Raw genomic sequence first — 25,676 nt, 5'->3', positions numbered from 1 at the left:
GGGAGGGCGTGCGCCAGATGCGGGGGCCGGGAATCCACGGGCAGCGGCGCAGGGCATGCACAGCTTCCTACAATCGGGCCCATGAGCCTGCCCCACTACACCCGTGCCCAAGAACTGCCCGCCCTGCTGCAACAGCGTATTGCCATCCTCGATGGCGCGATGGGCACCATGATCCAACGCTTCAAGCTGGGCGAGGCCCAGTACCGGGGCGAGGGCTATGCGGGTGCCGACGGTGCCGGCCAGCGGTTTGTGGACTTCCCGCACGACGTGAAGGGCAACAACGAGCTGCTGTCGCTGACCCGCCCCGACGTGATCCGCGACATCCACGAAAAGTACCTGGCCGCCGGGGCCGACCTGATCGAGACCAACACCTTCGGCGCGACCACCGTGGCGCAGGAGGACTACCACATGGCCGATCTGGCGCGCGAGATGAACCTCAAGAGCGCCCAGCTGGCGCGCGCCGCCTGCGACAAGTACAGCGTCAACGGCCGCAAGTGCTATGTGGCCGGCGCCCTGGGGCCCACGCCCAAGACGGCGTCCATCAGCCCCGATGTGAACGACCCCGGTGCGCGCAACGTGGACTTTGAAACCCTGCGCAAAGCCTATTTCGAGCAGACCGTGGCGCTGATCCAAGGCGGCGCGGACGTGATCCTGGTCGAGACCATCTTTGACACGCTCAACGCCAAGGCCGCGTTGTTTGCCGTGGAAGAAGCGTTTGAGGCCACGGGCGAGGTGCTGCCCATCATGATCAGCGGCACGGTGACCGATGCCTCGGGCCGCATTCTGTCGGGCCAGACCGTGACGGCGTTTTGGCACAGCGTGCGCCACAGCAACCCGCTGTCGGTGGGCCTGAACTGCGCCCTGGGCGCGACGCTGATGCGCCCCTACATCCAGGAGCTGGCCAAGGCCGCGCCGGACACCTTCATCAGCTGCTACCCCAACGCCGGCCTGCCCAACCCCATGAGCGACACCGGCTTTGACGAAACGCCCGATGTCACCAGCCGCCTGGTGCATGAGTTCGCGGCCGAAGGCCTGGTCAACATTGTGGGCGGCTGCTGCGGCACCACCCCCGACCACATTGGCGCCATCGCCAAGGCCGTCTCGGCCGACCAGGGCCGCAAGCTGTTTTACCCCGCCAACGCCTGATGCGCGCACCACGGCCTGCCGCCACCTTGTCGGGCGATTGCAGGTTAAATTGACAGTTTGCGCTTGCTGCGCGCGCGCAGGATGCTCTGTTTTTTGATGCGTCCTGCCGCTGCCATGCCGCTGTGGTGAATTCGAATCACCACGCGGTGGCGCGCATCTTGCTATGCCGCAAATGGGTGAGTGAATGCAACAATCCGCTCAGATTCCCGTGATGCACCGTCATGGGGCATTTCTGCATGTCTGAAGGAAGTTTGCACCCATGACCCACCACCGGGAGCTTCGCGAATCGGCGTACTGGCTGTTGGCCCTGCTGGCCGGGCTGCTGCTGGTGCGGATCCTGCCGGCGCCCGATGCGGCGCGCGGGTTGGCCAGCTATCTGCCGCTGCACACCATCATGGAGATGCTGTCGATCGCGGTGGCGGCCATGGTCTTCAGCATCGCCTGGGTCACGCAGAAATACCGCCTCAACGGCCGCGCCCTGGTGCTGGGCATCGGCCTGCTGGGCGTGGCGCTGCTGGATCTGTCGCACGCCCTGTCGTACGCCGGCATGCCGAACTTCATCACCCCCAGTGGCCCGGAAAAGGCCATCAACTTCTGGCTGGCGGCGCGGGCCATGGCCGCGGCGGCGCTGCTGTGGGCGGCGCTGTGGCCCGAGGGCTGGAGTGGCTGGCTGAACCGGCGGGGGCGTTACCTCAGCCTGCTGGCCATGGGCGCCATCGTCGGCGTCGTGCACTACCTGTTGTTGGTCCACGCGGACCTCATCCCGCGCACCTTTGCGACCGGCAGCGGGCTGACACCCCTCAAGATCCAGCTGGAATACGCGCTGATGCTGGCCTACCTCGTGGCGGGGCTGGGCTTCATGGCCCAGGGCACGCGCGAGCCCGGGCGAGTCTACCTGGCGCTGGCGGCGTTCATCCTGGGGATTGGCGAGTATTTCTTCACGCTGTACGCCAACGTGACCGACGTCTACAACCTGGCGGGGCACCTGTACAAGATCATCGCCTACGGTTTCCTGTACCGCGGGCTGTTCGTCGAAACCGTGCGCCAGCCCTATCTGGGGCTGCAGCAGGCCGAGGCACGCCAACGCGCCACGCTGGAGACCCTGCCCGACATACTGTTCGAAATGGACCGCGGTGGGGTGTACCTGGAGGTGCATGCCAACGACCCCGACCGGCTGGCGGCCTCGAACCAGCAACTGCTGGGCAAGTCTGTGACCGAGGTCCTGCCGCCCGAGGCCGCGGCCACCTGCCTGGCGGCGCTGGAGCAGGCCGAGTCCCAGGGCGTGGCCCGCGGGCAGCGCATCTGCCTGTCCCAGGCCGACGGCCTGCGCTACTTCGAGCTGGCCGTGGCCAAGAAGGCGGTGGCGCCCGGGCGCCCGTCGACCTACCTGGTGCTGTCGCGCGACGTCACGGATGCCGTGCACAACGAGCAGCACCTGATGGCCGAGTCCTTTCTGAATGCCGCCTTGCTGGACCTGCAGCACCACGACGGCTACGAGCTGGAAAGCGATTTCCTGCGCCGCGGCGTGGAGCACGCCCGGCGCCTGAGCCACAGCCCCGTGGCGCTGCTGCTGTTTGCACGCCCCGATGAGCAGGGGACGGACCTGGCCATGGCTCTGATCCCGCAGGGCATGGACCGGGAGGCCCTGGCCCAGGCCTTGCCCTGGCAGGAGGTGCTGCGCCAGCGCCGCGCCGTGGTGTGGCCCTGCCAGTGCGGCGACACCACCCTGGTGCAGCGCTGCGCCTGCCTACCGGTGGTGGAGGGCGGGCGGGTGCGCATGGTGCTGGCGGTGGGCAACAAGCCCGAGGGCTACAGCGAGCAGGACGTGCAGACCCTGCAGGCCCTGGCCGACACCATCTGGCAGCGCATCATGCAGCGGCGGCAGGAGGCCATCATCCACCGTCTGTCCGAGGCGCTGGACCAGAGCCCTTCGCCGGTGATGATGACCGACACCCAGGCCAGCATCCTGTATGTCAACCGCGCCTTCACCGAGGTCAGCGGCTACAGCGCCGAGGAGGTGCTGGGCCGCAACCCGCGCTTGCTGCAGTCCGGGCTGACGCCACGCAGCACCTATGCCGAGATGTGGCACAAACTGCCCCAGGGCCAGTCCTGGCAGGGCGAGCTGATCAACCGCCGCAAGAACGGCCAGACCTACACCGAGAGCGCCTCGCTCTACCCCATCCGCGACGCCTTCGGCCAGGTGACGCACTACGTGGCGCACAAGGAGGACATCAGCCTGCGCCGCGAGGCCGAGGAACGCATCCGCGCGCTGTCGAACTTCGACACCCTGACCGGGCTGAGCAACAAGAAGTCGTTCGAGGAACAGCTGGCCCAGGCCATCGAACGCAGCACGGCCCAGCACGAGCGGTTGTCGCTGCTGTGGTTCAACCTGGACCAGTTCAAGCTGATCAACGAAAGCCTGGGCCACGCGGCCGGCGACGAGCTGCTGGTGGAGCAGGCCAACCGCCTGCGCCACAGCCTGGGCACGCAGGTGCCACTGGCGCGCTATTCCAGCGACGTGTATGTGGCCATCGTGCCCCGCGCGGACCAGGCGGCCGTGGCGCTGATGGTGCAGGCGGCCCTGACCCTGCTGCAGACGGCGGTGCGCCTGCAGGGGCACACGCTGATGACCAGCGCCTCGGCCGGCGTGGCGGTATTCCCGGACGATGCCCAGACGGCGGGCACCCTGGCCTCGGCGGCCGAGGTGGCGATGTACCGCGCCAAGCAGGACGGGGGCAACACGCTGCGCTTTTTCGCGCCCGAGATGCAGGCGCACACGCGCCGCTCGCTGGAGCTGGCCTCGGGCCTCAAGCACGCCACCGCGCACGGCGAGCTGTTCCTGGTCTTCCAGCCGCAGTGCGCACTGGGCAGCGGCGCCCTGACCGGGGCCGAAGCCTTGCTGCGCTGGCGCCATCCACAGTGGGGGCTGGTCTCGCCAGCGGAATTCATCCCGATCGCCGAGCAAAGCGGCACCATCGTGGCCATCGATCTGTGGGTGCTGGAGCATGCGGCGCTGCAGCTGCGCGCCTGGGACGCCCAGGGGCTGCCGGAGCTGGTGGTGGCGGTCAACGTGTCGGCGGCGCAGTTCGGCCGCACCCAGTTCGTGGAGGAGGTGCTGGCCACGCTACAGCGGGTCGGGGTGGCGCCGCAGCGCATCGAGATGGAGCTGACCGAGGCCGTGGCGCTGAAGCAGCCCGAGCAGGCCGAGATCACCATCCGCAAGCTGCATGCCGCGGGCTTCCGCGTGGCGCTGGACGACTTCGGTACCGGCTATTCCTCGATGAGCTACCTGAAGCGCTATGCCATCGACAAGCTGAAGATCGACCAGTCCTTCGTGCGCGACCTGGCGGAGCAGGGCAGCGACCAAGCGATTGTCACGGCCATCATCCGCATGGCCCAGAGCCTGGGCCTGCGCACCATCGCCGAAGGCGTGGAAACCGCCAAGCAGGCACAGCTGCTGCAGGCCTATGGCTGCGACGAGATGCAGGGCTACTGGTACAGCCGGCCCCTGGAGCCGCAGGCCTTTGCCGCGTTCGTCCAGCGCCACCGGTCGTCGCTGGCGCTGCCCCAGTGAACGGCGCCTGCCGCCCTGGGCGGGGAGGGGGCGGGTGCCAGAGTGGCAGGGCCGCTTGGTCTTTCGCTGGACGGCGGCCAGTCTGTTTGGGCATCCGGGTCGCCCCCCGGCATGGTGGCCCATGCCTTATGGAGTCAAATCGACCTCTAGCGCCCGTCCAACCAGCGCTGGATGCTATGAAAGTACTGGGAGATCGTGGCGCTTAGAACTGCCAAGCCACCGTGCCCAGGCCCTCAAACTGCAGCTGCACACGGTCGCCGGCCTGCACGGCGGGGCAACCGGTCCAGGTGCCGGTGGTGACCACGGTGCCGGCCGGCACCGTGCCGTAGTGCTGGGTCACGTGCTGCAGCCAGCCGGCCAGCAGCCAGGTGGGGTCCTGCAGGCTGTGTGTGCCGGTGAACGCCTGGGCCGGACCCTCGTTGATTTGCAGCGTGCAGGTCTGCCGCATCCAGTCGTGCTGGCGCAGGGGGGCAAAGTCCTGCCAGGGGCCCAGGGCCAGGCCGCCGTGGCACTGGCCGTCGGCCAGCAGCGTCAGTGCCGGGGCCTGCAGGCCTTCGCGCCAGCGGCTGTCCACCCATTCGATGGCCACGGCGCAGGCATCCACCAGGGCGGCGGCCGTGTCCGGGGTGAGTGCGGCCGCGTCGGCGGCGCTCACGTCCTGACCGAGGCGCAGGGCGATCTCGCCTTCCACCCCACGCAGGCTGAATACCGTGCCCGGCGCGGGGGCCACGTCCACGCCGACATGCACGCCCGGCTCGGGCAGGGGCGCATGGACCAGGGGGGCACTGCGCTGCGGGGCGCCCGACTTCCAGTAGCGGGGCACGCTGCCCTCGGGCCACCAGCGCCAGGTGCGCGCCAGGGCGCGCTGCACGGCGCGGGCTGCGTCTGCGTCCTGCAGCATGAAGGCCATGTCCTCGGCGCGCGCCGAGCGCTCGCCCAGCTTGCGCGACCACCACAGGGCATCGGCAATCGCATAGGCGTCCGCGGGCAGCTCGGGCGCCACCTGGGGCCAGTCGGGCAGGATGTCCTCGGGGCCATCCTTGGCCAGCAGGTTCAGGCCCATTGGCGGCTGGTTGGCAAAGGGGGACGGGCCCTGGGCACAAAAGCCCGTGGTGCAATCTTTTTCAGAGTTGGTCGACATGGTTCGGCATCATGGCAAAAGCTGGCGCAGCGTGGCGCGGGGGCGCGCAGGATCCCGCACAGCGCAGGCGGATTCCCTTGCCGCAAACGCGGGATTGGTGCCTGCGCCGCGCGGTGGCGGTTCGCAAAAAATATCGCGGATAGGCATTTCACAATTGCAGGTAGATAATTTGGCGTTGATGCTAAGTTGCTGAATTTTGAGCGGAAAAGCATCTTTATGCGTTAAATGCATAAATTGACAAGCAAGAGGCTTTGGACAGCAAGAAGGGCCGTGCGTACGCTGGAAAAAAAGCGAGCCCTGGCTGCTTTTTGCTGTGCGTCTGTCGCACCATTTCTCAAAGGTTGTTTCCATGCACGTCCATGACCATTCCGCGCAATTGATGCAGCACGCGCTGCCCTCCTACCTGAACCCTGACGATGTCGGCCCCTGGGGCACTTACCTGAAGCAGGTGGACCGCGTGACGCCCTATCTGGGATCGCTGGCTCGCTGGGTGGAGACGCTCAAGCGCCCCAAGCGCATCCTGATCGTGGATGTGCCGATCGAAATGGATGACGGCTCGATCGCCCACTTCGAGGGCTACCGCGTGCAGCACAACCTCAGCCGCGGCCCTGGCAAGGGCGGCGTGCGTTTCCACCAGGACGTGACGCTGTCCGAAGTGATGGCCCTGTCGGCCTGGATGTCGGTGAAGAACGCGGCCGTGAACGTGCCCTACGGCGGTGCCAAGGGCGGCATCCGCGTCGATCCGCGCAAGCTGTCCAAGGGTGAGCTGGAGCGCCTGACCCGCCGCTACACCAGCGAGATCGGCCTGCTGATCGGCCCCTCCAAGGACATCCCCGCACCGGACGTGAACACCAATGGCCAGATCATGGCCTGGATGATGGACACCTACTCCATGAACACCGGCGCCACCGCCACCGGCGTGGTCACGGGCAAGCCCGTGGACCTGGGCGGTTCGCTGGGCCGTGTCGAGGCCACGGGCCGCGGCGTGTTCACCGTGGGCGTGGAAGCGGCCAAGCTGACCGGCCTGCCCGTGGAAGGGGCGCGCGTGGCGGTCCAGGGCTTCGGCAATGTGGGCGGCACCGCCGGCAAGCTGTTTGCCGATGCGGGCGCCAAGGTGGTGGCGGTGCAGGACCACACGGGCACCATCTACAACGCCAGCGGCCTGGACGTGGCGGCCTTGCTGGAGCACGTGCGCACCCAGGGAGGTGTAGGCGGCTTCGCCGGTGCCGAATCCATGGCGAACGACGACTTCTGGGGCGTGGGCTGCGACATCCTGATTCCAGCCGCACTGGAAGGCCAGATCACCAAGGACAATGCCCACCGCATCCAGGCCAAGCTGGTGATCGAGGGCGCCAACGGCCCGACCACCCCTGAGGCCGATGACATCCTGAACGACAAGGGCGTGCTGGTGCTGCCCGACGTGATTGCCAACGCCGGCGGCGTGACGGTGAGCTACTTCGAGTGGGTGCAGGACTTCTCCAGCTTCTTCTGGAGCGAGGACGAGATCAACGCCCGCCTGGTGCGCATCATGCAGGAGGCCTTTGCCTCCATCTGGCAGGTGGCGCAGGAAAACAAGGTCAGCCTGCGCACGGCCACCTTCATCGTGGCGTGCAAGCGCATCCTGCACGCCCGCGAAATGCGCGGTCTGTACCCCTGATCGTGCGCTGCGCGCACCCCTCAACAAAGCGGCCGCCTGGCCGCTTTTTTCATGCCGTGGGGGTCGTGCGCTGCTGTGCCCAGGCATGCCGCTGCAGCGTGCGCTGCGCCAGCTGCAGCACCGGGGCATCGACCATCTTGCCGTCGACCGTGCAGACGCCCCCGGCAGCGTCGGCCATGGCTTGCACGACGGCCTGGGCCTGGGCCACGGCGGTGGCGCTTGGGGCAAACACCTGGTGGACCGTCGCCAGCTGCGCCGGGTGGATGCACAGCTTGCCGCCAAAGCCCATGCGCAAGGCCCGCTGGCTGTCGGCGGCGGTGCGGGCCGGATCGCGCGTGTCGACGGTCACACCGTCAATCGGCGCGGCCAGGGCCGCGCGGCGACTGGCCATGACCAGGGCCATGCGGGTGGGCAGCAGCTCGCCTTCGTCGGGTCCGCACTGCATGCCGGCATCGACCTGGAAATCCAGGTGGCCAAACGCCAGGCGCACCACCTGCGGCACCTGGGCCAGGGCATCCACGGCATCCAGGCCGGCCACGCTTTCGATCAGCGGCACCAGGGCGCAGTGGGGGCCGGCCACCTGGGCCAGCTGCTGCAAGGTGGCGGGGTGGTCGGCCTTGGGCACCACGGCACCGGCCACGCCCAGCTGCACCAGGCGTGCCAGGGCCTGCACGTCCGCCGTGAACCAGGCCGTGCCGGTGGCGTTGGTGCGCACCAGCAGCCGGGCGCGCTGCGCGGGCGGCAGGGCCTGCACGGCCGCTTCCAGCGCGCGGCGGGCGTCCGCCTTGGCGCCCGGGGCCACGGCGTCCTCCCAGTCGGCAATCACCAGGTCGGCGCCGCTGGCCAGGGCCTTGGTCAGGCGCTCGGGCTGGTGGGCCGGAACGAAGAGGAAAGAGCAGGCATTGCGCAGCAGGGGGGACATGGTCGACGGGGTCACGGGTATTGGGAAAGCTCGATCAGGTTCTGGTCGGGGTCGCGCACATAGACCGAGGTGATAGGGCCTTGCGCGCCGGTGCGGGCCACGGGGCCGCATTCGACCGCCACCCCATGCGCGGCCAGCCGGGCCTGGACCTGGTCCATCGGTAGCCGCGTGATCAGGCACAGGTCCAGGGCGCCGGGCGTGGGGTGCTGTGCCTTGGGTTCGAACTCGCGCCCGGCGATGTGCAGGTTGATCTTCTGCGCGCCGAAGACGAAGGCCTTGCGGCCCGCGCCGAACACTTCCAGCTGCATGCCGAGCACGGTGCAGTAAAAGTGCGTGCACGCGGCCTCGTCGGTGGTCGTCAGCACCAGGTGGTCCAGGTGGTCAATCATGGGGGCAGTCTCCAGATGGGCGGCGCGCGGGGCCGCCACCGGCCGACGCGCGCCTGTCGGGGCTTACTCGGCCGTGACCCCGGTTTCACGGATCACCTTGCCCCAGCGCGCCACTTCGGCCTCCAGGTGCTTGCGCAGGCCTTCCGGCGTGGCCTTATCGGGCGAGACCAGGTCGGAGCTCAGGTCCGCGATGCGGGCCTTCACGGTCGCGTCCTTCAGGGCCACATTCAGCGCCTGGTTGATCTTGGTGATCACCTCGTTGGGCGTGCCCTTGGGGGCGTACATGCCGTGCCAGACCTTCACGTCAAAGCCCTTCAGGCCCTGCTCGTTCAGGGTCGGAATGTCGGGCAGCGAAGACAGGCGCTCGGACGTGGTCACGCCGAACACCTTGGCGCGCTTGCCATCCTTGATCACGGGCACGGTCTGGGTCGTCTGGTCGCACAGCAGGTCGACCTGGCCGCCCATCAGGTCGTTCATGGCCGGGCCGGCGCCCTTGTAGGGGATGGTGGTCAGCTTCACGCCCAACTGGTGCATGAACAGCATGCCGCACAGCTGCGACACCGCACCGATGCCGGCGTTGGCCAGCGACACCTTGTCCTGGTTCTTCTTGACGTAGTCCTGCAGCTCCTGGAAGTTGTTGGCCGGAAAGTCCTTGCGCGACAGCAGCGTCATGGGCACGTCCAGCACCTGGCCGATGTACTCGAAGTCCTTGAGCGGGTCATAGGGCAGCTTCTTGTACAGCGCCGGTGCGGTGGCCATGCCCATGTGGTGGATCAGGATGGTGTAGCCGTCGTTCTTGGACTTGGCCACGCGCGTGGGGGCGATGGTGCCACCGGCGCCCACCGTGTTCTCCACCAGCACGGTCTGGCCCAGGCTCTGGCCCATGGGCACGGCCAGCAGGCGGGCGACCACATCGGTGGGGCCGCCGGCGCTGTAGGGCACCACCAGGGTGACGGGCTTGTCGGGCCAGTTGCTGGCCAGGGCCGGGCCCACACTGCAGGCCAGCACGGCCCCTGCGGCGCAGGCCTTCAGTGCCCAGCGGCGCGAGGAAGAGGTGGATGGGTGGGTCATGGTGGTCTCCTAGGTAGAACATGGGACGGGCGTTGTCGGTGTCGCCTCTGTGCCCGGGGGGAACACATGCCGGCGGCCCCCGCCACCGGCATGCAAAAACAGTTGCTCAGTCCAGCAGGCGCTGCACACGGGGCCACAGGGCCACCTGCCACAGCCGGGCCACGGCCTGCTGGGCCTGCGCGGCGGGCACCTGGCTGCCATAGGCCGCCAGGCGCAAGGCCTTGTCGGTGATCTCCTGGCGGCTCAAGCTGTTGCCCGGGTCGCCCTTGGGCTCGTCCACCCGGCCGTGCAGCGTGCGGCCATCGGTGGTTTGCACCGTGACCTTGCCGATCCAGCGCTGCGGGTAGGCGGTGTCCACCTCGGTGTCCAGCACCATCCGCACCTTCTCGCGCAGCGCCACAGTGTCCGGGGCCAGGAAGTGGCTGTCGAATTCGGTCAAACCCGCATGGCCAAAGCGCGCGGCCAGGGCCAGCACGGTGCCCATGGAGAACTTGCTCTGGTGCACCGTGCTGGGCTGCACCACGGGGCCCAGCACATCGATGGCGCCCTGGTGCACATGGCAGGTCACCTGGGCCAGGTCGGCGGGCTGCAAATGGTTGTGTTGCATCACCTGCAGCAGCGCATCGGCGGCCGGGTGGGTGTGGCGGCAGGAGGCATGCCACTTGAAACTGGTTTCGGCCGTGGCCCAGCGTGTGCCCAGGCCGTCGCTCAGCTTCGCGGGATGGGCGTCCGTGCTCATGCCGGCGGCCAGGCCCTGTGGCCCGGTGAAGATGTCCTGCGCGCCGGTGAAGCCATCCTGGGCCAGGTAGGCCGCCATCAGGCCGGCCGCGGCGGCGTGCGCGGTGTGCAGCTGCTTGCTGTCTGCGGCGGTGCGCAAAAACTCCCACAAGCCCGCCGACTGCGTGCCGGCCGAACCGAAGGCGTGCTGCATCTGCGCCGGTGTCAGGCCCAGCAGGTGGCCGACGGCGGCGGCCGCGGCCAGCGTGCCGGCGGTGGCCGTGGTGTGGAAGATGCGGTAGTGGCTGCGCCCCAGGAACTCGCCCACGCGGATGCCGACTTCATAGCCGGCCACGCAGGCGGCCATCAGCTGCGCGCCGCTGGCGCCCAGGCTCTGGGCCACGGCTAGGGCCGGCGGGAAGACCACGGCCGCGGGGTGGAACACCGAGCCGTTGTGCACATCGTCCTGCTCGGCCACGTGTGCGGCGGCGGCATTGGCCAGCGCGGCCATCATGGGGGAGGTTGTGGTGCTTTGACCCACCACTTCACATGGCCCCGATGCCGGGCCCTGCGACAGCGCAAAGCGCGCAATGCTGTGCACCGGGCGGGCGTTCTGACCGGCCAGCACGGAGCCGAACCAGTCCACCCACAGGTCCTCGGCCTTGCGCTGCACAGGCTCTGGCACATCGTCCCAGCGCAGCTGGGCGGCAAAGGTGGCCAGGGGATGGATCTGGATGGCAGTTTCTTGCTTCATAAGTTCTCCAGTGCAGGCAGGGCTTGCGATGACTGCTATGTTTTGTGCATCAGGCATCAGGCATCAGGCATCAGGCATCAGGCATCAGGCATCAGGCATCAGGCATCAGGCAGCGGCCAGCGCGGCGATCTGCTCGGCGCTCCAGCCCAGCTCGGCCAGGATGCTGGCGTTGTGCTGGCCCACGGCGGGAATCGGGTCCATGCGGTAGTCGAAGGCGCTGTTCACGCCGGGTGGCAGCAGGGCCGGGACCTCGCCTGCGGGCGTGCCCACGGTGCGCCAGCGCTGGCGCGCCTGCAGCTGCGGGTGCTGCCACAGGTCGGCCATGTCGTTGACGCGGGCGTTGGCAATGCCGGCGGCCTCCAGCCGCTCCACCACCTGCGCCGCCGTCAGCGCGGCAAAGGTCTGCAGGATCAGCGCCTGCAAGGCTTCGCGGTGGGCGTTGCGGTGGGCGTTGCTGTCAAAACGGGCGTCGGTGGCCACTGCGGGCTGCTGCAGCACGGTGTCGCAAAACGCCTTCCATTCGCGCTCGTTCTGCAGGCCCAGCATCACGGTCTTGCCGTCCCCGGCGACGAAGGGGCCGTAGGGGTAGATGCTGGCGTGGCTGGCACCGGTGCGCGGCGGCGGTGGCGCGCCGTCGTAGGCGTAGTACAGCGGGTAGCCCATCCACTCGCCCATGGCTTCGAGCATGGACACGTCGATGTGGCTGCCGCTGCCCGTCTTGCCGCGCAGCAGCAGGGCCGACAGGATGTTGGTGTAGGCGTACATGCCCGCGGCGATATCGGCCACTGAGATGCCGGATTTGCTGGGCGTCTCCGGCGTGCCGGTGACGGACAGGAAGCCGGCCTCGCTCTGGATCAGCAGGTCGTAGGCCTTCTTGTCGCGGTAGGGACCATCGGCGCCATAGCCGCTGATGTCGCAGACGATGAGCTTCGGGTTGTGCGCCTTCAGGGCCGCGTACGACAGGCCCATGCGCGCGGCCGCGCCGGGCGCCAGGTTCTGCACCAGCACGTCGGCGGTCTTCAGCAGTTCCAGCAGCGCCTGCTTGGCCTGGAGCTTCTTCACGTCCAGCGCCAGGCTTTCCTTGCTGCGGTTGATCCAGGTGAAGTGCGAGGACTGGCCCTGCACCCGCTGGTCATAGCCGCGCGCAAAGTCGCCGCTGCCGGGCCGCTCCACCTTGATGACGCGCGCCCCCAAATCGGCCAGCTGGCGCGTGCAAAACGGTGCGGCCACCGCGTGTTCCAAAGAGACGACGGTGATGCCGTCAAGAGGTCGAATCATGTGCAATCCAATATCCGAAGTGGGCCTGCAATGCGGCGCAGCCGCTCAGGGGGTTGTCCATGTCAGAAAGAACGGGGCAGGCCCAACAGGTGCTCGGCCACGTAGGAATAGATCAGGTTGGTGGAGATCGGCGCCACCTGGTACAGGCGCGTCTCGCGGAACTTGCGCTCCACGTCGTACTCGCAGGCAAAGCCGAAGCCGCCGTGGAACTGCAGGCAGACGTTGGCCGCTTCCCAGCTGGCCTTGGCCGCCAGGTACTTGGCCATGTTGGCCTGGGCCCCCATGGCTTCGTGCGCGTCGAACAGCTCGCAGGCCTTCCAGCGCATCAGGTTGGCGGCTTCCAGTTCGATGAAGCTCTCGGCAATCGGGAACTGCACACCCTGGTTCTGGCCGATGGGGCGGCCAAACACGTTGCGGTCCTTGACGTACTGGGTCACGCGGTCCATGAACCAGTAGCCGTCGCCGATGCACTCGGCGGCGATCAGCGTGCGCTCGGCGTTCAGTCCGTCGAGGATGTACTTGAAACCCTGGCCCTCCTGGCCGATGAGGTTCTCTGCGGGGATCTCCAGGTCCTCGAAGAACAGCTCGTTGGTCTCGTGGTTGACCATGTTGGGAATGGGGCGCACGGTCATGCCCTTCTTTTCCGCTTCGCGCAGGTCGACCATGAAGATGGACATGCCTTCGCTCTTCTTCTTCACCTCGGCCAGCGGCGTGGTGCGCGCCAGCAGGATCATGAAGTCGCTGTGCTGGATGCGGCTGATCCAGACCTTCTGGCCGTTGATGACGTAGCGGTCGCCTTTCTTGACGGCGCTGGTCTTGATCTTGGTGGTGTCGGTGCCGGTGGTGGGCTCGGTCACGCCCATGGACTGCAGGCGCCATGCACCCGAGGCAATCTTGGGCAGGTACTTCTGCTTTTGCGCCTCGGAGCCGTGGCGCAGCAGCGTGCCCATGTTGTACATCTGGCCGTGGCAGGCGCCGGAGTTGCCGCCACAGCGGTTGATCTCTTCCATGATCACGCTGGCCTCGGTCAGGCCCAGGCCCGAGCCGCCGTACTCCTGCGGGATCAGCGCGGCCAGCCAGCCGGCTTCGGTCAGTGCGTGGACGAACTGCTCGGGATAGGCGCGCGCCTCGTCCACCTTGCGGAAGTACTCGTCGGGGAAGGCCTGGCACAGGTCGCGGATGGCGTCGCGGATCTCGTGGTGGTTGTGGGAGAGGGTTTTTTCGATCATGGCGGTTTCAAGCGTTTTGGGCCTGCAGCGCTTGTCCGGCAAGCGCTGGCAGCTCCTGTTTTGGATGTGTCAGGCCAGGGTGGCGGTGGCCTGCATGGTCAGCCAGCCTTCGTGGTCCTGGGCCCACAGCTCGATGGTCTTGCCGTCGGCCGAGGGCTTGCCATGCACGCTGAAGGCGTGCAGGTCGAAGGTGGGGCGCACGGCCTTGAAGCTGAAGCTCTGCACCTGGGCCTGGGGCAGGCTGCGGCGCAGCAGGTCGATCAGCAGCGTGGCGATCAGCGGGCCGTGCACGATCAGCCCGGGGTAGCCTTCCACCTCGGTCACGTACTTGCGGTCGTAGTGGATGCGGTGGCCGTTGAAGGTCAGCGCCGAGTAGCGGAACAGCAGCACATCGTCCGGCGTGATCACGCGCGACCAGCTTTGCTGGCCGTCCAGCAGCGGGCGCACGGGCACGGGGGCCGCATCCCCGGGCTGCGCGGCGGCGCGGTAGACGATGTCGTGCTCCTCCGTCAGGGAGACACCCTGGGCGTTGCGGAACTGGTGCTCCACCAGCACAAACAGCAGCTCGCCCGAGCGCCCGGCCTTGTGCGTCACCGAGCGGATGGTGGACACGCGCTCCACCGCCTGCCCGACCTGCAGCGGGTTGGCCGTGTCCCAGCGCAGGCGCCCGCCGGCCCACATGCGGCGTGGCAGGGGCACGGGCGGCAGGAAGCCGCCGCGTTGCGGGTGGCCGTCGGGGCCGATCTCGCTCTGGCGGGCGTGCGGCAGAAAGTACAGCCAGTGCCACAGGGGCGGCACGGCCGTGCCGGCGTGGGGCGCGGGGTCGTCGCGGTCCAGCGTGGCCGACAGCGCACGCAGCGGCGCGGCGGTGACGGTGTCGGGCGTGGTCTCGGACTTGCCTTGCCAGGATTGCAGATGGGCCAGCAGGGCGGGGTCGATTTGGGGTGTCACAGCGTGGTTCATGCGGCGTTCTCTCCATCAGGCACGCGGCCTGGAGCAGGGGGTGTTGCCGCCATCTTCTGGCGCCGCCAGGCTTTCTACAATCACAGCTTTTGGGAGCAAGCCTTCGGTTTTTCAAAAGCCAGGCGCACCCTGGTATTAACCCGGAATCACCATGCGCCTTGAATTGAAAGACTTCCAGCTGTTCCTGCAGGTGGCCAAAAGCGGCAGCCTCACCAAGGCGTCGGAGCAATCCCACCTGTCACTGGCGGCCACCAGTGCACGCATCAAGGCGATGGAGGAAGAGGCCGGCATGCCTTTGCTGATTCGAGAGGCTCGCGGCGTGCGCCTGACGCCGCCGGGCGAGGCTTTCCTGTTCCACGCCCGGGCCATGCTGCAGCAGGCCCAGCAGCTGCAGTCCGAGTTGCAGGAATATGGCGCCGGCCTGCGCGGCCATGTGCGGGTCTTTGCCAACACCACGGCGGTGACGGAGTTCATGCCCGACATCCTGGCCGCCTACCTGATGGCGCACCCGCACATCAGCGTGGACCTGCAGGAGCGCCCGAATGCCGCGATCGCCAGCGACATCCGTGAAGGCCGCGCGGACCTGGGCATCATCGCCGGCGAGGTCGACACGCACGGCCTGCGCAGCCTGCACTTCAGCACCGACTGCCTGGTGCTGGTGGCGCCCAACGATGCGCGCTGGCAGGGCGTGGCTGCGGTGGCCTTTGCCGAGGTGCTGCATGAGCGCTTCGTGGGCATGCACCGCAGCAGCACGCTGCAGACCTTCCTGAGCCAGGTCGCCCAGCAGTTGGGGCAGACGCTCAAGCTGCGCATCCAGGTCTCGAACTTCGATGCCATGTGCCGCATGGTCGCGGCCGGGGTGGGCGTGGCGGTGGTGCCGGAAAGCGCGGCCCTGCGCAGCACCGCCGATGGCCAGCTGTGCCGCATCGCACTGAGCGACGCCTGGGCGGTGCGCCCGCGTTACATGCTGGTGCGCGAAGGCGTGGCGCCGGCCAGCCATGTGCAGGAACTGATGGCCGCCGTGCAGCGCCACCACGCGGTCCCGCCCGCCTGAGTCAGCGGCGCTGGGCGCGGTCCACGGACCACAGGTAGTTCATTTCGGCGCAAAAGGGCTGGGCGCACAGGGCGCGGCCCTGGTACTGGCAGCCGGCGCGGTTGCAGAACAGCGATTGCTCGTTGGCGTTTTTCTGCTGCTTGCGGCCCTGGCCTTCGGCCTGCGCCTGGGCCATCAGCAGCCAGGGGTCGGTGGCCTTGTGCTGCAGCATGGCCTGCACCTCCTGCGGCACCAGGTGGGCGGGCAGATAGACCGACGCGGCCTGCGCGCTCTGCACGGCCTGGGCCAGAGGCTGAAACTCCAGCTGCAGGATGGCGCTGGTGCGCATGGCCTGGGCGGCGGCCGCGGCCGGTGTGCCGGGCAGCACCTGCGGCTGCATCACCAGGCCCATGCTGCCGCTGCTCAACTGCTGCACGCTGCCGGCAAACGGTAGCTGCAGCAGGCCCGCCAGGCTGGGCATGCCTGCCGGGGTGGATGGCCCCGCCCAGGCGATGGGCAGCGCAGCACCGGTGGGGGTCGCGCCAGGGCCTTCGGCTGGACGCGGCAAGGCCGCCCCCAGGGCCGCCTGGGCCTGGGCCCAGGCCACCGGCACGCGCAGCGACAGCGTGAAAGCACGTTCGCCATCCGTGCCCTGCACCACCCCTTGTTGCACCAGCCAGTTCTGCAGGCTGGGCAGGCGGATGTCGGCCGTGGCCGTCGCAGCCGCCTGGGCGGCCTGTGGGGGGGCGGCCAGGGCGGGCGGTGCGCCCTCTGCCGCCGCGGCCTGCCCGGCCAGTTGCAGCACGGCATTGGCCAGGGCCGTGGGCCAGGCCTGCAGGCTGACCAGCTGCTGCGGCAGCGGCTGGCTGGCGGTGGCGTTCTGCAGCAGGGCGGTCACGAAGGCCTGCAGCTGCGGGCTGACCCCGGCGGCCGGCCAGTTGCCGGGCAGGGTGGCGCTGCCGGCTGGAATCTGGGTGACCAGATTGGCCACCAGCTGGTGGAAGGCGTCGAGCTTGACGGCCAGCTGTGCCTGGGGCGACAGGTTGACGGTCTGTGCCAGGGCCGCCTGCACGGCGGCCACCACCGGTGCCACCTGGGCCGCACTGGCCGGGGCCGTGACACTGCTGGTGGCTGTGGTGGCTGTGGTGGCTGTGGTGGCTGTGGTGGCTGGGGTCGTCGGCGGCGCTGGGGGTGCCGGGGTCGCCGGCGTGCCGGTGTTGGCCGGTGGCGGCAAGCCCTGGGCGGCCGCTGCCGCACCAAAGCCCGCACCGCCCGTGCTGGCGCCGGGGGGCGTGACGGGGGGGGCCGCCAGGGGCGGGGTGCTGCTGGAGGGGGGAAGGGCTTGGGTCACGCGCCGACTGTAGTGCAAAACCCGGCGTGCCCGTGCACGGCCGGGGGCCGCATACGTCGGTGGCTCAGAGCTGGATGTTGGCCTGCCGGATGATGGCGGCGTTGTTGCGGCTTTCCTGCTGCAGCAGGGCGGCAAATTCCTGCGGGCTGTGGTGCAGGGCCACGTTGTCGGTGCTGCGCAGCGTGTGCTGCACGTCTGCGGCGGCCAGGGCGCGCTGCACCTCCTGGTTCAGCCGGGCCACGATCTCGGGGGGCGTGCCGGCGGGCGCCATGAAGCCAAACAGCGAGGTCAGGTTGGCCGCGGGCACGCCAAGTTCGGCCAGCGTCGGCACCTGGGGCTGGTTGGGCGCACGCTGCGGGCCGGTGGTGGCCAGCACGCGCAGGCGGCCTTGTTCGATCAGGCCGTTGATCGTGCCAAAGGGGTTGCCCAGCATGACCTCGAAGTGGCCGCCGGCCGCATCGTTCACGGTCTGGCCCACGCCCTTGTAGGGGATGTGGGTGAAGCGGGCGCCGGTCTGGGCCTGGATCTGCTCCAGCATGATGTGCCCGACCGAGCCCATGCCCGAGGTGGCCATGCGGATGCTGCCGGGCTGGGCCTTGGCGCGCGCCAGCAACGCCTGCCAGCTGGTGGCCGACAGGGCGCTGGTGCCCAGCACGTAGACCGGCGAATACATCATCGGGGCCACGGCCACGATGTCCTTGAACGGGTCGTAGGGCAGCTTGCCCAGGTGGGGCGACAGGGTCAGCGGGCTGATGGCGCTCAGGGCCAGGGTGTAGCCGTCGGCCGGGGCGCGGGCCACGTCGGCCATGCCCAGGGTGCCGCCGGCGCCGCCCTTGTTCTCCACCACCAGGGCCTGGCCCAGCTGCTGGCCCAGGTGTTCGGCCAGCTTGCGGCCCACGCTGTCGGTGACGCCGCCGGCGGCGTAGGGAATCACCACGCGCACCGGGCGGGTGGGCCAGGCGGCTTGTGCCAGCACGCTGCTGGGCAGACCCAGGGCGGCGGCACTGACGGAGAGGAACTGGCGGCGATCGATCATGCGGGGACTCCTTGGTGCGGGGTGGGGCAGACAGGCATGCTGGCGCACCGCGGTCACCCCCTCAAGAGGGTGGACCCGGGGCCGCCAGCCGGTGCCCCTCTCAAGCAAGGACAGTGCCGCGCCGCGCGGTCAGGGCGTGCGCCCCCAGGGGGCGTGCTGGCGCAGCCCCTGCACGAAGTGCTGCGCCGCCAGGCCCAGCGGCCGCTGTTGGGACCACACCCAGTCGACGAACAGGCGCGTGCCGTTGCTCAGGTTCTGCATGGGGATCTCCAGCAGCGTCTGTGCCGCGATGTGCGATTCCACCAGGCCCTTGGGCAGCCAACCCCAGCCCAGGCCAGCGCTGATGAGCTGCAGCGCCGCCTGGTGGCTGTCGGTGCGGCACAGCTGGCGCGAGAAGACGAAGCGCGGGTCGGTCTGCTGCAGGTCGCGGCTGGCGACCAGCACCTGGCGCTGACCCAGCAGGTGGTCCACGCTCAGGCGCGCGCCGGCGCCGTGCAGGGCCTGCTGTGCCTGCCACGGGGCGAAGTGCGGGGCCATCACGGCCACCAACACCTCGTGGCCCATCTCCTGGAAGTCCTCGCGGCCGTCCAGGCTGCTGCGCTCGAACACCAGGGCCAGCTGGGCCCGGCCGGCGTGCAGCAGCTCCAGCGCATCGGCCTGCGGGGCGACCAGCACTTCCAGCGCCAGGGCCGGGTAGCGCTCGGTCACCGGGCGCAGCGCGTCGGCCCAGGGGGTGGTCAGCAGCTCCGGGGCAATCGCCAGCGTCAGCCGCTCTTCCAGCCCCTGGTGCAGGGCCAGGGCCTGCTGGTTCAACTGCTGCAGCTGCTGGGCCAGCAGCCGGGCCTGGGGTTCCAGGGCGCGCGCGGCGGCCGTGGGCGTGGGCTCGCGGCCCCGGCGGTCGAACAGCTGCAGGCCCAGTTCGGCCTCCAGCTGGCCCACGGCCATGCTGACGGCGGAGGGCACGCGCCCCAGCTGGCGCGCGGCGGCCGAGAACGAGCCGGTGTCGAGCACGGCCAGGAACAGCGGCACTTGTTCGGGGGGGAAGGGCATGGCTGACCTATCAATAAAACTGAAATAACCTAACTTTTGCTGTCAATTTTATGAACATACACTGCGCCGCATGTCTGTTTCTTCCGTGTCTTCTACCGTGTCCGTTGCTTCCCAGGCCGTGGGCCTGCAAGGCGCCAAGCGCCGCATCGTGTTTGTCGGTCTGTACGAGCTCATCGCCATCGTGGCCTCCAGCCTGCTGTTCATGGCCATCGGCCAGGGCGCGGGCAGCTCTGGCGCGATGGCCGTGGTGGCCTCGACCCTGGCCATCCTGTGGAACCTCAGCTTCAACTGGCTGTTCGAGCGCTGGGAGGCCCGCCAGGCCACCCGGGGCCGCTCGGTGCTGCGCCGCGTGGTGCATGCCGTGGGATTCGAGGGCGGCCTGGCGCTGATCCTGATCCCGCTGATGGCCTGGTGGTTCGGCATCTCGCTGTGGGAAGCCACGGTGCTGGAGGCTGGCTTGCTGGTGTTCTTCCTGATCTACACCTACGTCTTCAACTGGTGTTTCGACCGTGTCTTCGGCCTGCCGGCCTCGGCCCAGGTGCTGGCGCCCCAGGCGTGATCTCCGTTTTTGATAGCTGCTGGCGCTGACTGCATCAGCGCTGGTGGCCCAAAACACCTTCCATCGCCCGCCAGCGCCCCCGCCGTCACCGGGCATAGCGCATGCAGGCTGCCGCAATCCGCCGCAGCCCTCTAAAATCATGGGCTTCGCCCCAAGGAGCGCTGCAGCAGCGCGCGAGCCAGTGATTGGCTGCGCTGTCAGGCTTGGGGCCTGCGGCTGTTGTGCAGCAGCCGCCACTGCAACGGCGTTCACCTGTTCCCACGATTGACTGAGTTTTTTCACACAGGTGAGTGCGATGACCGTTGCTGCCCCCGTTTCTATTCCTCCCATGCGCCTGTCGGGCCTGGAGCCCGTGTTCATCGGCGAGGACACGCTGTTCGTCAACGTGGGCGAGCGCACCAACGTCACCGGCTCCAAGGCGTTTGCGCGCCTGATCCTCAACGAGCAGTACGAGGAAGCCCTGGCCGTGGCGCGCCAGCAGGTGGAAAACGGCGCGCAGATCATCGACGTGAACATGGACGAGGCCATGCTGGACAGCAAGGCCGCCATGGTGCGCTTTTTGAACCTGATCGCCTCCGAGCCCGACATCGCCAAGGTGCCGGTGATGGTGGACAGCTCCAAGTGGGAGGTGATCGAGGCTGGCCTGCGCTGCCTGCAGGGCAAGGGCATTGTCAACTCCATCTCCATGAAGGAAGGCGTCGACGAGTTCAAGAAGCACGCCAAGCTGGTCAAGCGCTACGGCGCGGCCGCTGTGGTGATGGCGTTTGACGAGAAGGGCCAGGCCGACACCTTTGCGCGCAAGATCGAGATCTGCGAACGCGCCTACCGCATCCTGGTCGATGAAGTCGGCTTTGCGCCCGAGGACATCATCTTCGACCCCAACATCTTTGCCGTGGCCACCGGCATCGAAGAGCACAACAACTACGGCGTCGATTTCATCGAGGCCGTGCGCTGGATCAAGCAGCACCTGCCCGGTGCCAAGGTGTCCGGCGGCGTGTCCAACGTCTCGTTCTCCTTCCGCGGCAACGACCCCGTGCGCGAGGCCATCCACACCGTGTTCCTGTACCACGCGATTGCCGCCGGCATGGACATGGGCATCGTCAACGCCGGCATGATCGGCGTCTACGACGACCTGGAGCCCACGCTGCGCGAGCGCGTCGAGGACGTGGTGCTGAACCGCCGCCCCGATGCCGCCGAGCGCCTGCTGGAGATTGCCGACAGCGCCAAGGGCGCCGCCAAGGACGACAGCAAGAAGCTGGAATGGCGCGGTACGCCCGAGGCCCCCAAGACCGTGGGCGAGCGCCTGGCGCACGCGCTGGTGCACGGCATCACCGACTTCATCACCGAGGACACGGAAGAGGCCTACCAGCAGGTGCTGGCCAAGGGTGGCCGTCCGCTGCACGTGATCGAAGGCCCGCTGATGGACGGCATGAACATCGTGGGCGACCTGTTCGGCGCCGGCAAGATGTTCCTGCCCCAGGTGGTCAAGTCCGCGCGCGTGATGAAGCAGGCCGTGGCCCACCTGGTGCCCTACATCGAGGAAGAAAAGCGCCAGCAGGAAGCTGCCGGCCTGGACGTGACCAGCAAGGGCAAGATCGTCATCGCCACCGTCAAGGGCGACGTCCACGACATCGGCAAGAACATCGTCACCGTGGTCCTGCAGTGCAACAACTTTGAGGTCATCAACATGGGCGTGATGGTGCCCTGCCACGAGATCCTGGCGCGCGCCAAGGCTGAGGGGGCCGACATCATCGGCCTGTCCGGCCTGATCACCCCCAGCCTGGAAGAGATGCAGTACGTCGCCGGCGAGATGCACAAGGACGACTACTTCCGCATCAAGAAGATCCCGCTGCTGATCGGCGGCGCCACCTGCTCGCGCGTGCACACCGCCGTGAAGATTGCGCCCAACTACGAAGGCCCGGTGGTCTATGTGCCCGATGCCTCGCGCTCGGTCAGCGTGGCGCAAAGCCTGCTGGGCGAGGGCAAGCAGGCCTATCTGGATGAGCTGGGCGCCGACTACGACAAGGTGCGCAGCCAGCACGCCAACAAGAAGAAGACCCCGCTGTGGCCCCTGGCCCAGGCCCGCGCGAATGCCGCCGTGGTGGCCCACACCCCCGTGGTGCCACGCGTGCTGGGCCGTCGCGTGTTCAAGAACTTCGACCTGGCCGAGATCGCCAGGTACATCGACTGGGGCCCGTTCTTCCAGACCTGGGACCTGGCCGGCCCCTACCCCGCCATCCTGCAGGACGAGATCGTCGGCGAGCAGGCGCGCAAGGTGCTGGCCGATGCCCAGGCCATGCTCAAGAAGATCATCGAAGGCCGCTGGCTGCAGGCCAACGGCGTGATGGGCCTGTTCCCTGCCAACCGTGTGGGCGACGACATCGTGTTCTACACCGACGAGTCGCGCAGCCAGGTGCTGACCACCTGGTATGGCCTGCGCCAGCAGACCGAAAAGCAGGCCGTGGACGGCGTGCTGCGCCCCAGCCGCTGCCTGAGCGACTTCGTGGCCGCCAAGGATTCTGGTATTGCCGATTACGCTGGCCTGTTCGCCGTCACGGCCGGCATTGGTGCCGAGAAGAAGGACAAGGAATTCGAAGCCGCGCTGGACGACTACAGCGGCATCATGTTCAAGGCCTTGGCCGACCGCCTGGCCGAAGCCTTTGCCGAGTGCCTGCACGAGCGCGTGCGCAAGGACCTGTGGGGCTATGCCGCCGATGAGCAGCTGAGCAACGAACAGCTGATCAAGGAGCAGTACCAGGGCATCCGCCCCGCGCCCGGCTACCCCGCCTGCCCGGACCACACGGCCAAGATCGACCTGTTCCAGGTGTTGCAGGCCGAAGAGATCGGCATGACGCTGACCGAAAGCCTGGCGATGAACCCCGCCTCCAGCGTCAGCGGCTTCTACATCGGCAACCCCGAGGCCAGCTATTTCAACGTGGGCCAGATCGGTGAAGACCAGCTGGCCGACATGGCCGAGCGCCGTGGCATGGACATCGACGCATTGCGCCGTTTCCTGGCGCCGAATTTGGGGTGATATTGCCCAGATCTAAAAAAGGCCGCGTCAGCGGCCTTTTTTAGAGTTGTCAACTTTCAATCTTATGCTTTTCTAATAATTTTGACTTCAGCACATGTGCATTGACTTGATACTTTTCATTAATGTCTACCACTATATCAAGTAACCAATCTGGTGCTGTTGGTGATAGAAAAACATTTAGATTAAGTAAATCTAATTCAATTTGAATTTTTATTCCAGTTAAATCTGAAAATTCTTTATATTTCTCATCTGCACTCCAAATCAATGCTCTGCATTCATTTTCATGAGAAAATGAATCTCTTTTGTGCATTGGGTAATTGAATGAATTATTAAATCCTATTGCGCTTTCGCTATAATTTTTATACTGAACCTTGCCCAATCCAACGTTCTCAGGCAAGCTAATTTTTAATTTGTTATAAGTTGTTCTAACGGCAATTTGGCTTCCATAAAGCTTCCACATTGCTTCTGACTCTGAATTATTCATGTGCCAACAATTGGCAAAGAATTATTTGGGGTGGTTCTTTAGATTTTTTATTATGGATGAGACAAAATTTTTAGGTAATGGATATTTTTCACCATTCTCATCAAAAAATTCCATTTCATGAATATGGTCCAATATAATATTGTCTGGACGTCCTTCGTATGGATCATCAAATTGATCTAATCTTGTGAAATATAAACTTCTATCTTTGATAAAAGAAATATATTTTGCAATGTCCATATAACGCCAGATCCAAATATCTGGATTACTCGGCTGAAGGAAAGATGGGTGCGATGTATCTGCTGCCATTTAAATTACCGGATAAGAAGCCTCACCCCATACTGCTTCCGGATGGGCCATCATGATCTCCACCACCACGGGCACGATTTGGCCCATGAGGTTGGCGCAGTCCTGCACCTGGGCGCGATTGGTGGTGCTGTTCCAGGTGGCGCCGCCATGCATCAATTGGTTGCGCAGGGTGTAGATGCGCTGGAAGACCAGCGCCAGCAGTTCGGGCGTGTGGCCCTGGGCCAGCAGGATGGCGGCTTTGCGCTGGCCGGCGGCCAGGCGTTCCTGCCAGGTGGTGGCATCGATCTCACCGCGCTGGAAGCTCCAGAACGATTCAAAGACATAGGGGTTGTCCAGCAGGATGCGAATCGGGCCGCTGAAGCTGTGCCACACCAGATCGTCGAGCTGCCGGTGGGCGTCCAGCCCATGCAGCTTGTGCAGAAAGGCTCGAAAGCTGTCCTGCTCGGACAGGCGTTGCTGGGATGGAATGTCTTGCGCATAGGCGGCGTTGAAGGCAATCCACAGGAAGATAAAGCGGGCGTCGGGGTCGTCGCACTGCGCCGCGCGCTGCAGCCAGCTGAGGGCGCGGTGCACGCGCAGGTTCAGCCCTGCGGGCAGGCCGTCGCGCGTGGCACGGTGGCGGTCTTTGAGTGTGGCGTGGATGGCCTGCATCGTCCCCTCCTGGATGGTTGGGGCGCAGCTTAGCGGGGCCGGCGCTAGGCGAGCAACGACTTACCGCATGGACGGTGTCGCGGTGGTGCAAGTTGTGGGCGCTGCGGTGGGCTGAAAAAGAGAGCTGCTGGCGCTTGCTGTACAAGCGCTGCAGTCCAAAAAGGCTTGCAACTTGCAGGCGCCCACCCGCAGGCCGGCTCAGTACGGTGCCAGCTGGATGTTGGCGTGTTCGTCGTGCCGGCCGGTGGTGCTGAGCAGGCGGCGGCCCTGGGCGTCCTGGACGATGAAGCGCACGGGGTCCTGCGGGTCGCGGATGGCGGTCAGGGCCACTTCGCGCACTTGCTGGCCCGACAGGATGACGCCGGTGGCGCGCGGTTCGTGCGGGGGGAAGATCAGGCAGGAGTTGCCGGTCAGCTGGCCCTGGGCGCACTGCGAGGTGCCGTAGAGCTTGGCGGGCTTGCCCAGGTATTCGATATCGATCCCGGGTGGAAACATCAGGGTCTCAGGCAGGGCGCGCTCGTCAAAGCACCCGGACAGAACGAACGCAGCGGCCAGTGCCGCCGAATGTGGCAAACGCATGAACAATTTCTCTTGGCAGCACGACTGAAACCGTTTTCAGCCCGATGGCAGCTGCGCGGGGCAGGCCTCGAAGTACCAAAGTTTAACAATTGTTACTGCATGCAAGCGAATGTGTGGCGTCGGCGCGCCGGCCTGCGTGTCCCCTGCGTGTCTGGCGGGGGCGACACCATGGGCCGATGCGGTGCCGCCAGGGCGGTCGCTGGGGACGAGGCGCGTGCCTTACGGCGACAGGCTGGTCTTGCGCAGGCGGTAGGCCGGGGTGCTGGTCAGCGCGGCGCCGGTGTGGCGGTCGCGCAGTTCGATCCAGCCTTCGGCCACAAAGAAGCGGTAGGCCGGGGGCTCGGCCTCCTGGCCCAGCGTGACCATGCTGCCGGCGGGCGGGTCGAAGCGGAAGGGGCCCTGGTAGGTCTGGGCCGGTGTGGGCTCGGCATCGCCGCCCAGGCGGCGTTCGCGCACCACGGCGGTCTGGTCGGCGCGCAGCTGCACGCTCATGGCAATGCCGGGGCAGCCGTTGCAGGGCAGGATGGCCTGGTAGGTGCCGGCCCAGTCCAGCATGGTCTGCGGCACGTCCCCCAGCGGGCCGCGGCCCAGCAGGTCGATGCGCGGCGGCGGCACGTTTTCGGTGGGGGGCGGGCTCTGGCAGCCGGCCAGCAGGGCCGCCGTGGCCAGCGACAGCAGAAGGGCCCGGCGGGCGGTGGGGTGGTGCGTCATGGGCAGGAACGATAGCGTTTTTTAATGGTGCTTGTGGCCAT

Annotated in this window: 23 protein-coding genes and 1 riboswitch; of the genes, 6 read left to right on the top strand and 17 right to left on the bottom strand. The window is 67.0% G+C overall.

The genetic code is table 11. The features are described 5' to 3' along the window. Positions 1–81: 81 nt before the first annotated feature. Positions 82–1,146: a homocysteine S-methyltransferase family protein gene (locus CA2_RS01770; protein ID WP_042411983.1), complete on the top strand. Its 1,065-nt coding sequence runs from the start codon at positions 82–84 to the stop codon at positions 1,144–1,146. Positions 1,147–1,405: 259 nt separating this feature from the next. Next, on the top strand, positions 1,406–4,720 hold the full coding sequence (locus CA2_RS01765; protein ID WP_042411981.1) for a bifunctional diguanylate cyclase/phosphodiesterase: 3,315 nt from the start codon (positions 1,406–1,408) through the stop codon (positions 4,718–4,720). Positions 4,721–4,922: 202 nt separating this feature from the next. On the opposite strand, the gene CA2_RS01760 is transcribed toward CA2_RS01765, so the two are convergent. Together CA2_RS01760 and CA2_RS17875 are read right to left on the bottom strand one after the other, a co-directional pair. Further along, positions 4,923–5,861: a fumarylacetoacetate hydrolase family protein gene (locus CA2_RS01760; protein WP_081888825.1), complete on the bottom strand. Its 939-nt coding sequence runs from the start codon at positions 5,859–5,861 to the stop codon at positions 4,923–4,925. Positions 5,862–5,870: 9 nt separating this feature from the next. Beyond that, complete coding sequence (locus CA2_RS17875; protein WP_156105936.1) at positions 5,871–6,212, bottom strand: hypothetical protein; 342 nt, start codon at positions 6,210–6,212, stop codon at positions 5,871–5,873. Between CA2_RS17875 and CA2_RS01755 the strand changes: the two genes are divergently transcribed. Then, a complete protein-coding gene (locus tag CA2_RS01755; protein WP_042411979.1) occupies positions 6,211–7,518 on the top strand; it encodes a Glu/Leu/Phe/Val family dehydrogenase in 1,308 nt (435 codons plus the stop codon). The genes CA2_RS17875 and CA2_RS01755 overlap by 2 nt on opposite strands. 49 nt (positions 7,519–7,567) lie before the next feature. On the opposite strand, the gene CA2_RS01750 is transcribed toward CA2_RS01755, so the two are convergent. The 7 genes from CA2_RS01750 to CA2_RS01720 form a co-directional block, all read right to left on the bottom strand. After that, complete coding sequence (locus CA2_RS01750; RefSeq protein WP_042411978.1) at positions 7,568–8,440, bottom strand: HpcH/HpaI aldolase/citrate lyase family protein; 873 nt, start codon at positions 8,438–8,440, stop codon at positions 7,568–7,570. Between the two features lie 11 nt (positions 8,441–8,451). Beyond that, positions 8,452–8,829 carry a VOC family protein gene (locus tag CA2_RS01745; RefSeq protein WP_042411975.1) on the bottom strand — a complete coding sequence of 126 codons (378 nt, stop codon included), beginning with the start codon at positions 8,827–8,829 and terminating at the stop codon, positions 8,452–8,454. A 63-nt stretch (positions 8,830–8,892) separates the two neighbouring features. Beyond that, a complete protein-coding gene (locus CA2_RS01740; protein ID WP_042411974.1) occupies positions 8,893–9,900 on the bottom strand; it encodes a tripartite tricarboxylate transporter substrate binding protein BugD in 1,008 nt (335 codons plus the stop codon). Positions 9,901–10,006: 106 nt separating this feature from the next. Then, on the bottom strand, positions 10,007–11,371 hold the full coding sequence (locus CA2_RS01735) for an MmgE/PrpD family protein (protein ID WP_042411973.1): 1,365 nt from the start codon (positions 11,369–11,371) through the stop codon (positions 10,007–10,009). Between the two features lie 105 nt (positions 11,372–11,476). Then, positions 11,477–12,649: a CaiB/BaiF CoA transferase family protein gene (locus tag CA2_RS01730; protein WP_042411972.1), complete on the bottom strand. Its 1,173-nt coding sequence runs from the start codon at positions 12,647–12,649 to the stop codon at positions 11,477–11,479. A 62-nt stretch (positions 12,650–12,711) separates the two neighbouring features. Continuing rightward, complete coding sequence (locus tag CA2_RS01725) at positions 12,712–13,878, bottom strand: acyl-CoA dehydrogenase family protein (protein WP_042411970.1); 1,167 nt, start codon at positions 13,876–13,878, stop codon at positions 12,712–12,714. Positions 13,879–13,947: 69 nt separating this feature from the next. Then, positions 13,948–14,841, bottom strand: a complete 894-nt coding sequence (locus CA2_RS01720; RefSeq protein WP_042411969.1) for an HTD2 family dehydratase — start codon at positions 14,839–14,841, stop codon at positions 13,948–13,950. Positions 14,842–14,992: 151 nt separating this feature from the next. Here CA2_RS01720 and CA2_RS01715 point away from each other — a divergent pair, with 151 nt between their 5' ends. Next, positions 14,993–15,895 carry a LysR family transcriptional regulator gene (locus tag CA2_RS01715; RefSeq protein ID WP_042411966.1) on the top strand — a complete coding sequence of 301 codons (903 nt, stop codon included), beginning with the start codon at positions 14,993–14,995 and terminating at the stop codon, positions 15,893–15,895. A gap of 1 nt (position 15,896) precedes the next feature. On the opposite strand, the gene CA2_RS01710 is transcribed toward CA2_RS01715, so the two are convergent. The 3 genes from CA2_RS01710 to CA2_RS01700 all read right to left on the bottom strand — a co-directional run bounded on the left by CA2_RS01710 (position 15,897) and on the right by CA2_RS01700 (position 19,311). Next, the gene (locus tag CA2_RS01710) at positions 15,897–17,225 is read right to left on the bottom strand and encodes a hypothetical protein (RefSeq protein WP_052369792.1); all 1,329 of its coding nucleotides are present in this window, start codon (positions 17,223–17,225) and stop codon (positions 15,897–15,899) included. Between the two features lie 64 nt (positions 17,226–17,289). Further along, positions 17,290–18,261 carry a Bug family tripartite tricarboxylate transporter substrate binding protein gene (locus CA2_RS01705; RefSeq protein WP_042411963.1) on the bottom strand — a complete coding sequence of 324 codons (972 nt, stop codon included), beginning with the start codon at positions 18,259–18,261 and terminating at the stop codon, positions 17,290–17,292. Between the two features lie 129 nt (positions 18,262–18,390). Next, positions 18,391–19,311 (bottom strand): LysR family transcriptional regulator, encoded by a 921-nt coding sequence (locus tag CA2_RS01700; RefSeq protein ID WP_042411962.1) that lies wholly within the window; start codon positions 19,309–19,311, stop codon positions 18,391–18,393. 70 nt (positions 19,312–19,381) lie between these two features. Between CA2_RS01700 and CA2_RS01695 the strand changes: the two genes are divergently transcribed. Together CA2_RS01695 and metH are read left to right on the top strand one after the other, a co-directional pair. Beyond that, positions 19,382–19,870, top strand: coding sequence for a PACE efflux transporter (locus tag CA2_RS01695; RefSeq protein WP_154164011.1), 489 nt, complete (start codon positions 19,382–19,384; stop codon positions 19,868–19,870). Between the two features lie 147 nt (positions 19,871–20,017). After that, positions 20,018–20,127: riboswitch (S-adenosyl-L-homocysteine riboswitch) on the top strand. Positions 20,128–20,165: 38 nt separating this feature from the next. Then, the gene (gene metH, locus CA2_RS01690) at positions 20,166–22,904 is read left to right on the top strand and encodes a methionine synthase (protein ID WP_081888824.1); all 2,739 of its coding nucleotides are present in this window, start codon (positions 20,166–20,168) and stop codon (positions 22,902–22,904) included. Between the two features lie 49 nt (positions 22,905–22,953). Here metH and CA2_RS17870 read toward each other — a convergent pair whose 3' ends face one another. The 5 genes from CA2_RS17870 to CA2_RS01675 form a co-directional block, all read right to left on the bottom strand. Continuing rightward, on the bottom strand, positions 22,954–23,388 hold the full coding sequence (locus CA2_RS17870; RefSeq protein ID WP_156105935.1) for a hypothetical protein: 435 nt from the start codon (positions 23,386–23,388) through the stop codon (positions 22,954–22,956). A 21-nt stretch (positions 23,389–23,409) separates the two neighbouring features. Next, entirely contained in the window at positions 23,410–23,694 is a 285-nt protein-coding gene (locus CA2_RS17865) for a hypothetical protein (RefSeq protein ID WP_156105934.1), read from the bottom strand. Further along, complete coding sequence (locus CA2_RS01685; RefSeq protein ID WP_042411959.1) at positions 23,695–24,345, bottom strand: HEPN domain-containing protein; 651 nt, start codon at positions 24,343–24,345, stop codon at positions 23,695–23,697. 198 nt (positions 24,346–24,543) lie between these two features. After that, entirely contained in the window at positions 24,544–24,924 is a 381-nt protein-coding gene (locus tag CA2_RS01680; protein WP_156105933.1) for a hypothetical protein, read from the bottom strand. 219 nt (positions 24,925–25,143) lie between these two features. Then, a complete protein-coding gene (locus CA2_RS01675) occupies positions 25,144–25,635 on the bottom strand; it encodes a copper resistance protein NlpE N-terminal domain-containing protein (RefSeq protein WP_052369791.1) in 492 nt (163 codons plus the stop codon). Positions 25,636–25,676: the final 41 nt, after the last annotated feature.

It is taken from the genome of Comamonas aquatica NBRC 14918, from assembly GCF_000739875.1.
GTDB classification, from domain to species: Bacteria; Pseudomonadota; Gammaproteobacteria; order Burkholderiales; family Burkholderiaceae_C; genus Comamonas; species Comamonas aquatica.
Note: the sequence above shows the minus strand (reverse complement) of the source record. Positions and strands in the feature narration are given on the sequence as shown.